This window comes from Rhizobium sp. FG96, assembly GCF_057808655.1.
In genome coordinates, this window is the sequence record NZ_JBMDIL010000010.1 from 191,015 (window position 1) to 205,781 (window position 14,767).

Sequence of the window (14,767 nt, forward strand, 5' to 3'; positions counted from 1 at the left end):
AAAGTTAGCGACGGAATCGGAAACCCACGTCTTCGACATCGGCTCGACGGTAGAACCGGGTAGCCATCCCCTCCTTGTCGAACGCGGGTACGATCCCATCCGCTTCCAGCAATTCGAACATCGTAATCGGATGAGTTTCATGGATCCGCGACAGCTCCTTGATGGAAATGAACTCCTTCATGAAAGCTTCCACGGCGAGCATCGGGATGTAAAACTTCCGGGCCGCAGTGCGCGGATTTTCGATCTCTACAGTTTCGAGACCGCCAAGGCGCAGCAGGTGCGGTACTGTGACCGAGTTCACTGCCAGCATACGCTGAGCGTCCCGCACGGTGAGGAGAGTTGCGTCAATGGCATCGGGGGCCAAGAGCCGCGAGGCCTTGAAATGGTCCACGACTTCTTGGACATCGATGCGGAGGGCATCGACACGGAAGGCATGGTTTTCGTGGGCGGCAACATTCTTAAGGGTACCGTCGATGATCAAGCGAAGAACCTCGGGCAGCGTCGCACCAGCTGCGCGGCATGCAGACTGGATCGGCATCAACGAGTTATCAGGACCGAGTTCCCTCGCGTTTGCGAAGAGCTTCTCCTGGAAGGCACGCAGGTCCCGGAACCGGATCCGGGCATAGTTGCGCATCTGCGTCCGCGTTTCTACGCGTGGGAGGAGGTTCGCTTCGAGAATTGCGGCCATGGCTGTTTCGGCCAGCCCAAGCTTTTCGCGAGCTTCCGCGCTCGTGAGCGTCCTCGCCGCATCCATGAGAATATCGTGAGCGTCAACGGCATTGAACCAGATTCGGCTCGGAGCAAGAATGCTCTTCTTGATGATGCCAGCTGCGGAAAGCAGCTCGTGGATGCGTTTGTCGAACAGGCCGTACTCGATGCTAGCACTCAGGATCGTGTGGACGTGGCGCTGGCGCACTGGAACAACGCAGATGTCACCGGGGCCAACGGGAAGGGTGCGTTCGGCAATGTCTTGGAAAAGTTCAGCGACTTCGGTGTATGCGGGCCTGCTGGCATTTTCGCGGAGCCAGCGTCCCATCAATCCGAACGCGCCCTGGAAGCTGGGCGCGAGACGATTGTGATTGATAGCAGACTTGACGATTTCGCGAATGGCTGTCTCGCCCTGACGGGCGACATGGAAGCCAATCTCGCGAGGATCCGCCCCTGCGAATTCGACTGGGAGCTGACGCAAGGCAACTTGGTTGCGGTTGATGAAATGACCAAGGTAGTTGCACAGCTCGATTGCCACGTGCGCCTCGAAGCGATCGAGGTACGGCTCGTTTGAAGAGCCGGTGATCCGGGCCTCGGCGTACGCGTCCACCGCAACCAGCGCAGTGGCCGGGACAGCTTTTGCTGCCTGGCTGATCAGCTCATGCTCTGCATCGATGAACCGAGCGAAATCGTCATCCTGTGCCTTGCTGAAGGGAACCTCCGAGAGTGGGCGCTTGTGTGTCGTGCAATTCTTGACGATGCGGGCAGTCCAGCTCGTGCGAACATATGGACGCGTGCTAGGCACGCCCGTCCCCTCCGTGATGTCCTGCATCACGCAGTTGGGACAGAAACGGAAACGCTTTCCACGGCGAGCTTCCTTGTTGAAGGTCGCGGCCCCCAAGCGCCAGCTCCCCGCGCCACCCGCAGTTCGGGACACGATCCAGGTCGCCATATGCTGGGTGTCGCATCCTGCAAGGCTAGCAAACTTTGCGAGGTCCGCAGGGTTTCCCGCGAAGAGTTCCTTGCGACGAATGCCCGTGGTTGCATAGAAGTGTTGCAGCGACGGATAGCCGTTGGCCTTGGCAAAGCGAGAGACCAAGCTCTCGGGAGCCTCGAAGACGGGAAGCGACACTGTTACAGGATCCTGCATTGTTTTATTCCTCGTCCATCTTGAGTGCATACTTGGGCTTCAGGTCCTGCCAGACCGGGCTCAGGAAAATGTTGTCAGCCATCTCGCAGCCGGTATCGCGCTCGTACTCACGGGCAAAATGCTTGATGGTGAGGACGACATGCTTGCCCTCCATGCAGCGGAAGCTGGCTGCCTGAACCATTTCAATCAGCGTGCCCCAAGCACCATTGACCGAGTGGCAAAGGCGTCCAAGGAAGTCGTCCCCTTCAAGATCGTCATGGAGAGCCAGGCTGCAACCATCGACGGCGACTGACTTGAGGCACGAATGAACCCAGTCTGCATCGTCGGGGCACTGCAGGCGATGGAACGGTACCAGGACGGAACGGCGGGCGATCTGCTCGTCGCGGCGCAGCTTCTCGATCTTGGGGACACCCGACAAAATGAGGTGGAGGGGCCAGTCCTGGAGATCCACCATCGTCTTGAGGAGGTCCTGGACAGCTTCGAAGGTCGACTCGGAATTGGCACGGATTGCGTGCTGGATCTCGTCGACCTGGATGCAGAGGGTCTCGCGCTGCTTGATAAGCTCGAACATCAGTTCCGTCAGGACCTTCTCCGAGCCCTCGGCGGGCAAGCCGTATGCAGAGACGATCTCAGCCACCAGGTTCTTGCAGGAACTCTGCTTCTTGGCCTTGACGTAAAGGAAGGGCACCTTGGGGGACTTATGCTCATCGACATAGGGCTGGAACTCAGGGATATCCTTGACCAGATGGCGAAGAGCCGTGGTCTTGCCGGTACCTGCGGGACCCGTCACGAAGAGGCAGCGACGCGGAGATGCTGCGCCTGCCTTGAAGTCCTCGATGTTCTCCAAGATCGCGCGGAGTTCATCGAGAAGGGTTTCGTCGCGGCCGCCGCCGTCAATGTAGGTCTTGCGGACATCGACCTTGGTCTTGCGGAAGTCGTTGCGGTCAAAGTTCTTTGCGTTCTGCATGTTAGTCTTCCCACTTGCGGTTGAACTTGGAGGCATTGCGAAGCTTAGGAGCTACGGGAGCGGCATCGACATCGACCACCCGTGCGACCGGGCTTACCGTCCCATCGCGCAGCTCATCACGGGGGATGATGATTTCGGAGGTGACGGGCACGGCCGCGCCTGACTGAGGGGCCGGTTCGTAGCCGGTGAACATCTGGCGACGACGAGTGGCCAGTTCCTGCTGCGACGGGCGCATCGGGCTCATGTCGGCGCGAAGACGAGCAGCTTCGCCGCTCTCGCGAAGACGGTTCACCGCGGAGTACATCGAGCCAAGGCCCGGTTCGCTCTCCTCGTTGTTGGCAGCGAGGTCCGCAGCGCGAGCGGCAGACCATTCTGCTTCCGTCATGTCGGTCATCAGGCCATTCTGGTTTTCAACCAAGAACCAGCCACGCTTGCCCTTTACGAGGATGTCGTTGATGCGGCTGCTGTCGACGAGGACGTCGACCTTCACACGGCCTTCGTCTCCGTATTCGTGGTCGAGCTGAGCATTGCGGTAAGAAAGGCCGATGCGCTTGATGCCATACTGGTCAAGCGTGAGGCGCTCAGGCTTGCCAAAAGCGCGGAGCATTTCCTCGGGCCCGGGGGGCGGATCGAACCCATGCTCATGGCACGCCTCCCACCACGCATTGTGCGGCGAGCGACCACCCAGCGAACCGTGAGGACGATTGTGGTAAATATCTGCGATGCCCAGATGGAAGAGCTCCACGAATTCGTCGATGAACAAGCTCGCGTGTTCCGCGGGCTTGTATTCGCCCTTCTCCTTGATCGAGGCAAAGGTGCGGCCTGCGAAGAAAGCGGTGAAAAGCGGCACGATGATGCGAAACAGGCTTTCGACAAACGGACGATCGGCGGACGCACCGGCCGGAGGCTTGGTGACCGTGATGCCAAGGGCCTGGAGGGACGCCGTTACCTCCTCGACGATATTTTCGTCGCCGTTGTCGAAGATGACTTCGCGCGGCAGGCAGTGACCGGCCCAAGGTGTTTTCGCGCCGACCAGTTCTGATACCAGCGTCTTGTCGGTCATCGTCATGCGCACTGCGTCGAGCACGCCCTGGCCAGTTGGATTGACCAAGGCCTTGATGGCGAGCACGTAGCGCGTAGCGCGATCAATGACGACCACGAACCAGATGCGGATCTTCTTGAGCATCTTGCGCAGCTTTTTCGGAACGAGCTTAAGCCGCCCCGCGCGTGCCCAGAGGGTCATCATGTCCGTCTTGACGCAATCCAGCTCGACTTCCTTGCCGGGCATCTGCGTCTCGTAGCTCCGGATCACCGGTGCAAAATGCTTGAGGGCATAATCGTCGCCCTCGCGGGCGCACATCACATCGAACGCCGGGAAGCTGTCGATGATGTTGAAGAAGGCGGTGCGGCCAAAACGCTGCAACTTTTCTTCGCCAGCTTCCTCGAGCTGGGCATTCTCCTTGAAATGAGCTGCCTTGTACCAGAGGTAGACGTCGATCTTGCGCGGCTTCTCCTTGCTCAAATAGAGCTCGGCATACTCCGTCGCAAAATCAATCGCCTCGGGCTTCCACTTGGTGATCTTGTTTGCGCCCGGACCAAAGTGGCGCGGGAAGAGCGAGAGGATGTTGTGATTGCTCTTCTTCCAGGCGGTGTAGCGGCGCTCGAACGTCGAGACGGACGGTGGCGGCGGCACCCACTCGGTGGTGTCGGCGCGACGGTTCTTGAAGATGAGCTCGTTCCATTGGCGGTCGATCCAAGCCTTGAAGCTGCCGTCCTTGGAGCGCGGGATATGACCCTTCTCCAGGCACTCCTTGTCATATTTTACAAAGAGCTTTTGGCGGAAGATCGCGATCAAGCGATCCTTGGTGCCGTAGTCCTCGGGACGGCGGTCGCCATACAAGAGGTCGAGCAGCTTCACCTCTGCGGTGTTGCGATTGCGCTGGACCGTCGCAGTCTTCTTGTCAATCACGAGGTCGTAGAGCGCCGCCTGCGTAATCATGAAGGGGTTACCTTCTTCATCACGCAGGTGGACGATCGTGCGGTCGTGGGACTGCACGGTGTACTTCGTATCCCCAATGGTGACGACAGGATCCAAGTCCAACGGGATAATAGAAGGGCCGGGCACGCGAGCGGGAATAATGGGCATGGGGTAGTAATTCATCGTAGGTCCTTGAATTTGGGACAGGGGGCAGTCCGGCGCTTAGTGCGCCGTGACCTTGGTCAGCCAAGTGAGTTCGTTGATCTTCTCGCCGGTGGGAGAGAGAAGGATCCCCAGGTCGATAAGGCGCCAGATCGCGATGCGACGAAGGCGACGGCTCTCGCAATGACGCAGGAGATCCCCGAAACGGAACTGGACAGGGCCGCTGGACTTCGCAAGGAAGGCCAAGAGAGTGTCCACCTGGGACTGGTCATGATAGCGGCGGGACCAGATGATGTTCTTGGCGTTCTCGGCTGCTTCGAGATTGCCGAAGGCTTCCGTTACGAGACGGATGTCATCGACCTGCGCAAAACTGGGGTCGGCCTTGATACGCTCGATTTCGTCGAGCAATTTCTCACGCTTCTTCTCGTGCTTGATGACGATGGCCTGCTTGAAGCCGTCTTCATATTCCACGTAGAGATCGGCGGTGTGCTTGTGCATCTTCCCGTCCTCGCCGTGGAAGGCAAACACGGGAAACTGCGAATACATCAGCACTACGTCGCGACGCGCCTGGATGCGAAGTGCGACGCGCAACTCCGTCTCGCTTTCGTGCCAGATAACGACGCCCTTGAAGATGGTCCAGCCGCGAGCAGTCTTTGCCTGCTTGACGGGCGGCTTGCGCGTGGCAAGACCGGCAGTCGGCGGGTTCCAATGGACCTCCTTCTGCGGCTCGATTGCGGGCTTGTTGCAGGGGACTGCAACGGTGTCGCGCAACTTCGGATCCTGCAGGCCGTAAATCTTGGCCTTGTCGGTGCGCTTGTTCAGGAAGTCGAGGCCAGCACGCTTGAGGTTGAGACGATACGCAAGGCCCTTGCCGTGAATTACAGACATTATTTTCGTCCTCTATCGGGATGGGAGATCAGTCGTTTCCGAAGGCAGAGCCGTTCGATATCGGACCGAGAAACCCATCCGGGTGGAGGTCGAGGGCAAGGTGGTGGAATTCATATTCCAACCATTCGATGGCGAGGCCATCGCAGTCGTAGCCAACGAGGCGCGGCCCTGCCGAGCCGTGCTGCGAGTTATTGATCATGCACTTCATCACACAACGTGTGCTCATTTCGCGCTCCTGGCGACAAGTCGTTCACCTGCTGGAACAGCAAGTGACGGAGCGGCGAGAACTGGAGCTTGCTAGAAGCAATCCAGTCGCGCCGTCCATAGGTCGACGGAGGCGCGAGCCCGGGCGAACGCGATCGGACCGTTGTTGGACGGTTCCGAAGGCCAGAAGGCACGGGACTTTATACGGAGGTTGAAGGCAAACTCCGGCACGGAAGAAGTGATGATCTTGAAGTTCGTCGAAGAGAAGTATGTCATGCTACCGTTCCAGTTAACACAGTTGCGTTCGGTGGAGGCGGGTAGCTGCGGGCCTCGTGGGCTCCGCTCGAAAATCGAAGCCTAGAGAATGATCCCGCGGGTAGCCCGCGCTCCGGATAGGTCTAGGTCTATTTCAAACATGCGAAATGTTCCGCTTCGGTTTTCGATTGCCCGGTTATACGCGAACTGTTTCAACTTGAAAGACGGTCTTGGACGTAATGCGCCGTTTCGTTTCGGAATTGTTAAAATATGGTTAATGTTCACGGTTCGTTGCAATTTGAGTCGTCTCGAATTGGATCGAACGTCGCAATAGCATCGGTTTGCGAGAAAGAAGGCTCGTGACCCTTATGGCTGCGTGGAGACGGGCGTCACCAAACGATATCGTCGATCAAAACTTGTGAAATCGTCCGCTTGGGGAGGCGATGCTCTAATGCATCGGTGAACTTGTTGGCGGTGTACGTCTGCTCGTAGCCCACCTGTCTCAGTACGTACCTGACCATTAGCCGCTTGAGCTCATCGCGATGTTCGTTGATCACGCCTGTCAGCCAGGGGAGTGAATCGCCATCTTGGAAGTCGTGCAGGAAGCACGGTTCGTTCAGGTCATGCTCCTGGACCCAATCGTCGATCGGTACTGGCGAGAGATGGATGCCCTTGGCGGAGATCTTCAGGGAACAATTGGCGATCGCCTCGTCAAGGTCACCGTGCGCTGCTTGCTCTAGTATTTGGCGGATTTCCTCATCTGCAGCATCATAGATGTGATCGAGTGCTATCGAAATGTACTCTTCACTCTTCCAGAAAACCGGTGCGACGGGATTTGGATCATTGGACAGGACTGCGGACATCGTTCGGAAACCGGTTGTGATGAGATAGGGGAACGTGATTTTCCGTCCGCGTAAAGAAGAAACTTTACTAGCCCGACCATTTTCTTGCCGAGTTGTCTAACATTGGCCGACCAATGGTACTCGCGGGATCCCTTCTTTGAAGCTCAAAGCGGGTCTTAACCGGCAAAACGCCGTGGTCGCAAGTCGAGGCGTTTGCGGGCCGTGGACGTAATATACGCCGCCGGTCCGAGCCCGGGACAGATTGCAAATCCCTTCTAATTTGGAAGTAGCGCGAAGGGCGGAGGTGAGGCAAGCTCGCACTTAATCGTTCAGTGGCATCTCGCGCTGAGCAACGATCGTGTCGATGGTGGAGACCGCAGATGACATGGGATAGGGCGACTGATTTTTCCGTCATTGACGCTCTTACGTTGTTGTTGACGGTCATTGGTGGAGCATTTGCCCTGTGGCAATACTCCAGATCTAACCGACAATTGGCGGCCCGCGCAGCTGCTGACGAAATCGAGAAGTTTGGATCGGACGAGCACGTGAAGCTCGCATTCCGTCTGATAGACTGGGAGCTTGGCAGCGTGTCCTATGTCGATGAGGTTGGGGCCCGCCACAAAAAATACTTCACGCCTTTGGAATTTCACCTTGCGCTCAGGCATCACTCGCTCCTACGGAGCCAAGTCAGGACGTATGAATCGGCGAAGGACTTGTACAGCATCGCTCGGGCTGCAGAAGGCAAGTTATCCGACGATCTCTTTTCCCCGGTGGAGCAATATGTTCGTGATGCCTTCGACGCCTTTCCTGGAAGGCTAGAGCGAGTTGAAGGTCTCATAGAGCACGGTGTCGTGGGCCAGAAAAGTTTTGGCGACTACTTCTCGTATTGGCTGGAATTGATAGGTGATAAGACCGAATCGCATTTCACGAACGCGAAACGCGCGACCCTTATCGAATACATTAACGATTATCAGTTCAAGGCAGTTATCCGGCTGTTTGCGCGTTATGGCAAGGACATCAAGCTTCCCAATCGCGCGTCCCGGCAGCCAGAGTATTCGCCCACGCCCGGGAGCAGCGACTGACCTACCAGAAACCATTACGAGGGTTTTCGGCCAACGCCCGATGGCAAACGCGCGACTACTTTGGGACGCCGCGAGTTTCAGCCTTTCGCTTCGTAGATTTTGCCCGGCTAGCGGTCTCCGCGCCTTCAACGGTTTTGGCCTTTGCCTTTGTCTTGGCTGACGCCTTGATGTCCGTTCGCTTCGCGCCGCCATTAGGGGCATTTGGTTCCGAGTGGTCGGGCATTCTGGAGTGATCATTCTCGAGGCCCGGATCGTCAAAGGGGATGGACTCGAACACATCTGGACCCTCATTTCGAGCGGCCGCCAGCGCTTCGGCATCTTCCATCATCACAAACTTGACTTCTGCCTCCGTGTATCCAGGATCCCAGTGATCGTTCTCCGGGACATTGCTATGGCCATAGTGGCCGCCCTTGGTATCCCAGGTCTTGGCGTTCCGATTATGCCCACCGGGATCGCGGCCATTCACGGCAGCTTTGGGATGGCCGTTTGGCCATACCTTCGGGATGCCATGGGTCTTTTCGATCCAGCGGCAGAGCTTCCTGACGTTTTCCAACGTAGCCCGCGTCTTTAGTCTGTGGGCAAAACCAACGATTTCAATTTGGATTGCACCATCCCGGTTGGTTTCGACGCCGCCGGATGGGTTCTTCAACGCTCGCGCCGCTTCGTCAGTGTCAATATGCTGGTAGATCGTCGTTGCATCGACGGTAAAGTGTGGATCCGACCTGTGTTTCTTGAAGGCGTCGAAAGCGCCCTGCGCGGTGGAACCCTCTGTTGTGTGGTGCACTATCTTGGCGGGGCCTCCAAGAAAGCTACCTGAACCGCCCGAGATTTTCTTCCATTGCGCCTTTGCAAATTTTGCCATTCTTCCACCTGCAGGCTGGAGTTCACACGTTGCGAAGAGCTGTTTCGAATAATTGCGCCTCACGTTCTCGACGTGACTGCAGACCGGGAACGTTAGGCCATATCCGTTTCATTGAACGAAGATCGGCAGGAATCTTGTCGAAGCTCCCCGATTGCATGTGGGACTTGATATTTCGCATTTCCTTGTAGCGATCGCCGTCCTTAGAGAAGGAGGCGCCACGGTTATAGGTGACGGAAACAAGCGAACCCAAAGCTTCGGCCGGAATTTTGCGCGTGTTCGGCAAGGCCCCTTCGACGATGGCAACCCATCGCGGGATTACCTTGTTTCGGTGCACTTGCAAGGCTATATCAAACGGTATGTCAACGAACGTGGCTAGTTCACGCGCCAGGGGCCCAGCTTTGTCTCCCGTGACACCCAAGGCTCGTTCGAGGGCTGCCGTCATTTGGGGACTTATCGCGCCGTCCCAATCGGCATGCAGCATGATCTTTGTTGCATAGCCCACGTCATAGCCAATTCCAACAGTGACGCCAGACTCTTCCTTCGGCCAAATCGTGTGTCTGTATTTACGCTCGTAAACTTGCTTGCTCGAGACTTCAAACTCAACGATCAAGGCAAAAGACTTGTCCCCGATTGGTGTTGTCGATGCGGGGCCGTGAGGCTGGACCGTCTCCAATGAGTACGTGTCCCTAAGCCATATTAGCCCCTCCCTGTAACCGCGAGCGGCTTCGATTTCGTCTTCGGAAATTGCTGTTTGTGCTACGTGGGCCATGAAATTCCTGTCCCGGATCGTGATTTGATCTTGGCTGCTGCTAGAAAATTCAAGGATGTTAGAATGCAAAATCGCCTAAGCTAAATTGTATACTTAACAGTCGCGAATTGCAACTCAGACATTTATATAGGCGGGCCAACGATTTAGTGATTTTCGGTAACGCGAGACAACTAAGGATAATTAAAATTTTGTGATTTCTTGGGATTTCAGTAAGCCTCGCGAAAAAATACAACCTTGACAGATTTCTTGGAATGGCGGCTTATAACATAAGGGTGAAAACGTATTGACAGTTTAAGTTGAAATACTCTGCGACCTGTAGATTGTCTCGGAATTGCTTCGGCGTGAGATCATCGATGCTTGCGATCGACGCCATCGAGATGCTGAAACGATGCATCACTCGGCATGGAGGGGATAATGGCGGCACAGGATCCATTTGAGGCGATAAGGCAACGCTTCGCCCCTAGTTTGCGTTCTGGCACCGATATTGGTCGCCTTATTGAAGATGCTACGAATGATCTCCTTGCCCGCGGTCCGGTCAAGGTTGGCGACACAATGGAAGTAGCCGAGGCCGCCCCGGCGTTTAATACCGAGGCCATCATACAACGCTATATTAGGCCACCGATGCTGATCAAGGACAATCGGGTCGAGTTCAAGTCAGTGTCTGAATTTCCGGAACTTACTGAAGGAGCCGTGAGGGGAGTGGACGCCATGATCCCTTCCATCGGCCGCGTAGAGTTCTTGAACCACTCCCTGCGCTGGGGCGGTACTGGGTTCATCGTCGAGCGCCTTGGAAAAGGACGAAGTATCTTCGCGACAAATCGTCATGTTGCCGAGCTTGTTTCTCGCCGGGTTCGCGATGGCTCGGCGGTATTCCTGCGATCTAACGTAGGCGTTTTCTACGGAATGAAACTGGACATGCGCGAGGAGGTGAGCTCAATCACGGGCGCATCTTACGAACTACCAGTCGAGCGTGTCCGCTATCTAGCCGACACCGCCGAAGCTGACGTGGCACTCGTCGAAATTCAGACCCGTGAAGAGCTAGATCCGGATCCCCTTCAATTCGCTGCGAAGCCTGCGGTCGACAGGGAGCTTGTAGCGACGATTGGCTATCCGGCATACGACAGCCGGAACGACCTCACTCAGTTGCGGGAGTATTTCGGTGACCTTTACGACGTCAAGAGGTTCTCCGGCGGGTTAGTGATGAAGGAAGGCGGCAGTCTCGTCCTTAGGTATGACTGCACGACGACCGGGGGGTGCTCTGGATCGCCATTGGTTAGCCTTGAGCAGAAGGCAGTAGTGGGCCTTCACTTCATGGGCGAGTTTGGTATCGCGAACGCGGCCGTGGGCGTGGAGACATTGAAACGTCTTCTGTCCGGCGCGGGCGGGCCGGTCGTAACTGGCGCCGATCTGGGTACACTGAAGGAGAGGGCCGACGGCACCCACGAAGCCGTGTATTTCAAGGGAAGGCGCGGCTTCGATCAGGGCTTCCTTGGCAAGGGCTTCGAAGTTGCTTGGCCTAGCTTCAAGGCCGAGGTCGCAGAAGATCTGCAAAAGCCTAGCGATCAAAAGGATGCTGGAAGTTTTGAACTGAGGTACACTAACTTCGGCGTGCTGTACTCAAAGAGTCGTCGTTGCCCGAGAATTACCGCGGTCAATGTCGATGGCGAGAAGGCGGTTAGGATTAAGCGAGGAGATGACCAATGGTTCTTTGACCTACGCATCCCGCGCGATTTGCAATTGGGACAGAAGGCCTACGCCGACCTCCAGATCGACCGCGGACATATGGTTCGGAGAGAAGATCCGAATTGGGGAGCGCAGGCTGCCACCGCCAACGATGACACTTTTCACTACACCAACTCTGCTCTCCAGCATTCAAGCCTGAACCAAGGCAAGACACTTTGGCAAGGGCTCGAGAACTACATTTTGGACAGCGCCCGCACCAACGGGTTCAAGGCGTGCGTGTTCACGGGACCAGTGTTGCGTGCAGATGATCCCCCGCTTCCCGAGAGCGACGAGCTGGTCCCGATCGAGTTCTGGAAAATTGTGGTCATGAAAAACGTCGTGGGCGGATTGCACGCAACTGCGTACCTCCTCAGTCAGGGAGATTTGATCCGCGATCTGCTGCAGAAGCGACGGAGGACGGAATCTGCAGAAGGCTTTGTCCTTGGGCCGTATCGAACTTTCCAGGTCGCAATAACACACATCGAAGAGATTACTGGCTTCCAATTCGGCAACTTGCGAGATGCCGATCCGATGTCGGTTAGCACCGTCGCCGGTGAGTATTCGATTGAAGATGCCGTGATTTACCGCCCCCTTGATACGTTCGAGGATGCGGTGCTTTCAAATGCAGGCAGGAGATCGGTTTAACTCGCAATGTATTGAGGACGGCGAGATGGAAGATCCGGATGGTTCCGACGGAACTGAAAGCGATAACAATGCATCTGGCGACGACGCTGCAGGTACCGCCACGTCGACGGCATCGGAATTTAAAGGCTCGACTATCGTCGATGCGAAGATAGACTTTGAGGTCACGGCCCTTGCCTTCGAGAGCATGATTGCGGTCGGGCGCGAAATAGCCGACCGGTCTAAGAGGATAGTAACCCTGGGAGCCACGGATCTCGTCATTGTGGGTGGGGCTAGCGTTCTTGGCCAAATCACCTCCGGGTTGGAGTTGCTGGAACAACTGGGCCTGTTCGAGGAAACCGTTGAGGTGGCAATCCAGGAACATGGCACTGAGAAGACCGAGGCCGCGCATGAAGAAGGCGTCGTAGAGACGATTGGAGCCGCTTCGCTCGCGGCAGGCTCGCTTTCAAGCCTTCTCAACCACTTCCGCACCGAAACTACCTACGAGTCGCGAGATGTAGCGGTGCCGGCTGACGCCCTGTTATCCATTGTGGCTGGGCGGCTTGCTGCAAACGGTATCCCAGTTGCTGTGCCAGACTTCTTGCGGGTTGCGCCCTTGGCAAACGAGCACTCGTCCCGACTCCTGACGAGGCTTGCCAGGATCCGTCGACTTGCGACGACTCTCGATCAGAGTGAGACCTTGAATGCAACACCTGTAGATCAGCGAGTTGGGTCGCAGGCACTTCATGACTTTGTCGACAGCTTGGCCAATCATCCCATGTCAGACCTCGTGCGCGATACCGAGCTTGTTCGTGCGATCGACGGCGCAGGTAGAGCATACCTTTTGGTTCCCACGCTTCTAAAGACCGGAGGCAGCCTTCGCATACGGAAAAACATCTTCGCGATGCTCCTCAACAACGACGGAGCCAGCCTGTCAGCCGGCGCGACGGCGGAGTTTGTATTGTGGGACCTCAAGACGGCAAAAGTGATGCTTGCTGACGTCATCTATCATACAAGTGGCAGCCGCCGCTTGGGCGCTGCGACTCAGATTTCCCGGCTTAGCAACGTCGATACCGGCGAGATGCATGCCATCCCCTCCAGTCCTGTGGCGCCAGAGCAAGCAATTCGAAGAACGCCGAATGACGCCGACGACAGCGACGCTGCTATGGTGCTTAATGGCGTCGCAGAAGAATCTGCACCAGGTGAAGAAAGCGCTGCCATCCGAGAATGGCGTGTCGCCGAAAGCCTCAAGACATTGCTCGCGCAGGTCAACCGGATGGCGCCACGGCGGCTGAAGGCAAGCGACGGGACCATCGGTGACGCGGATCATGCAACAAGAAACTCAGACCATAATCCTTGGGTGATCGATGGTAGCAAAGGCGTGGTCACGGCAATGGACATCACGCACGATCCGAGAAATGGCTGCAGTGCCGCCGCAATAGCGGAAAGTCTCACAACGAGCCGCGACCACCGAATCAAATATGTCATTTGGAACAGACGCATTGCTTACTCTCGAGCAATTGACGGTGCCGCCGCTTGGGAGTGGCGGCGATATACTGGCGAGAACCCGCACGATAAGCACGTCCACGTCTCGGTGCGGCCCGACAAGATCCTCTACGATTCAGTAGAGCGGTGGGCGCTTTAGGAAAGCAAGGAACGGGGAAATTAGTGACACATATTACTTTCATTCACGGGATTGAAAACAAGCCACCAGCCGACAAGCTCCTGAAGCTTTGGCGGACTTTCCTGGCAGATGAGCCCGAAGGCCTTGACCTTGGCGCCAACGGCGTCAGCTCGTCAATGGTGTACTGGGCGGACGTCCTTTACGAGGAGCCGGTGCCTCTGACCGAAGCGCCGCTTGCTGCAGGGGATGTCCAGCCGCCCCGAGCACCATCAATCGAGGAGGCTGTGTTTACAGCGGGGCTTGCAGCAAAGCTTGGCGGGACGTTGGCGGCAGCAGACCTGGCGGGCGACAGCGATATCAAGACCGAAAGGATACCGCTGCCTTGGCCAATCAAGAAAGCCTTCCTCGAGAATTTCCTTCGCGATGTCCATCACTATCTCTTCGATGTCGATTTCAGCCCGCGTCCAGGTGTTCGATACCATGTCCGCAAAGAGATTCGAGCACGCTTTGTGAAGGCGCTTAAAAGCGTACCTACGGGGAAAGGGCCGCACATCGTAGTCAGCCACTCCATGGGAACGGTCATAGCCTACGATTGCCTGAAGAACGTCAGTGACTGCCCCTCTGTAGATGGCCTTGTCACTATAGGGAGCCCACTTGGGCTCGACGAAATCCAAGACAAGCTGGCGCCCGGCTATTCGGCACGCAATGGATTTCCCTCTGAGCGTGTCATTGGAGGATGGACTAACATCTTCGACCGGCTTGACCCGGTGGATGGCTTCGATCCGATGCTTGCGAATGACTTCAAGGTAGATGGTGCAGCCAAGATCACCGACGTTGAAGTCTTCAATCATGGCGTCTGGCGACACGATATCCAGGAGTACCTTCAGCGAGATCAAGTCCGTTCAACCGTGAGGAAGGCGCTGGGAATTTAAA

The 14,767-nt window shown here is 56.6% G+C and carries 12 protein-coding genes; 4 read left to right on the top strand and 8 right to left on the bottom strand.

Annotation, left to right across the window (positions count from 1 at the left end; all coding sequences use genetic code 11):
- Positions 1-4: 4 nt before the first annotated feature.
- The 6 genes from ACODR6_RS20685 to ACODR6_RS20710 all read right to left on the bottom strand — a co-directional run bounded on the left by ACODR6_RS20685 (position 5) and on the right by ACODR6_RS20710 (position 7,175).
- A complete protein-coding gene (locus tag ACODR6_RS20685; RefSeq protein WP_489024098.1) occupies positions 5-1,858 on the bottom strand; it encodes a TniQ family protein in 1,854 nt (617 codons plus the stop codon).
- A gap of 4 nt (positions 1,859-1,862) precedes the next feature.
- Positions 1,863-2,825 (bottom strand): ATP-binding protein, encoded by a 963-nt coding sequence (locus tag ACODR6_RS20690; protein ID WP_489024100.1) that lies wholly within the window; start codon positions 2,823-2,825, stop codon positions 1,863-1,865.
- Between the two features lies 1 nt (position 2,826).
- Positions 2,827-4,986 (bottom strand): hypothetical protein, encoded by a 2,160-nt coding sequence (locus tag ACODR6_RS20695; RefSeq protein WP_489024102.1) that lies wholly within the window; start codon positions 4,984-4,986, stop codon positions 2,827-2,829.
- A 39-nt stretch (positions 4,987-5,025) separates the two neighbouring features.
- Entirely contained in the window at positions 5,026-5,853 is an 828-nt protein-coding gene (locus ACODR6_RS20700; protein WP_489024104.1) for a hypothetical protein, read from the bottom strand.
- A 28-nt stretch (positions 5,854-5,881) separates the two neighbouring features.
- The gene (locus ACODR6_RS20705) at positions 5,882-6,079 is read right to left on the bottom strand and encodes a hypothetical protein (RefSeq protein ID WP_489024106.1); all 198 of its coding nucleotides are present in this window, start codon (positions 6,077-6,079) and stop codon (positions 5,882-5,884) included.
- Between the two features lie 622 nt (positions 6,080-6,701).
- The gene (locus ACODR6_RS20710) at positions 6,702-7,175 is read right to left on the bottom strand and encodes a hypothetical protein (RefSeq protein ID WP_489024108.1); all 474 of its coding nucleotides are present in this window, start codon (positions 7,173-7,175) and stop codon (positions 6,702-6,704) included.
- 359 nt (positions 7,176-7,534) lie between these two features.
- On the opposite strand from ACODR6_RS20710, the gene ACODR6_RS20715 reads away from it, so the two are divergent.
- On the top strand, positions 7,535-8,236 hold the full coding sequence (locus ACODR6_RS20715) for a hypothetical protein (protein ID WP_489024110.1): 702 nt from the start codon (positions 7,535-7,537) through the stop codon (positions 8,234-8,236).
- Positions 8,237-8,291: 55 nt separating this feature from the next.
- Here ACODR6_RS20715 and ACODR6_RS20720 read toward each other — a convergent pair whose 3' ends face one another.
- A complete protein-coding gene (locus ACODR6_RS20720) occupies positions 8,292-9,098 on the bottom strand; it encodes an N-acetylmuramoyl-L-alanine amidase (protein ID WP_489024112.1) in 807 nt (268 codons plus the stop codon).
- Positions 9,099-9,120: 22 nt separating this feature from the next.
- Positions 9,121-9,867, bottom strand: a complete 747-nt coding sequence (locus ACODR6_RS20725) for a lysozyme family protein (RefSeq protein ID WP_489024114.1) — start codon at positions 9,865-9,867, stop codon at positions 9,121-9,123.
- A 414-nt stretch (positions 9,868-10,281) separates the two neighbouring features.
- Here ACODR6_RS20725 and ACODR6_RS20730 point away from each other — a divergent pair, with 414 nt between their 5' ends.
- From ACODR6_RS20730 to ACODR6_RS20740, 3 genes are read left to right on the top strand one after another with little or no spacing between them, the layout of a single operon-like run.
- The gene (locus ACODR6_RS20730; protein ID WP_489024116.1) at positions 10,282-12,234 is read left to right on the top strand and encodes a DNA/RNA non-specific endonuclease; all 1,953 of its coding nucleotides are present in this window, start codon (positions 10,282-10,284) and stop codon (positions 12,232-12,234) included.
- Positions 12,235-12,259: 25 nt separating this feature from the next.
- Positions 12,260-13,855, top strand: a complete 1,596-nt coding sequence (locus tag ACODR6_RS20735; RefSeq protein ID WP_489024118.1) for a hypothetical protein — start codon at positions 12,260-12,262, stop codon at positions 13,853-13,855.
- 23 nt (positions 13,856-13,878) lie between these two features.
- Positions 13,879-14,766, top strand: a complete 888-nt coding sequence (locus ACODR6_RS20740; RefSeq protein WP_489024120.1) for a lipase family protein — start codon at positions 13,879-13,881, stop codon at positions 14,764-14,766.
- The last annotated feature ends 1 nt before the right edge of the window (position 14,767 follow it).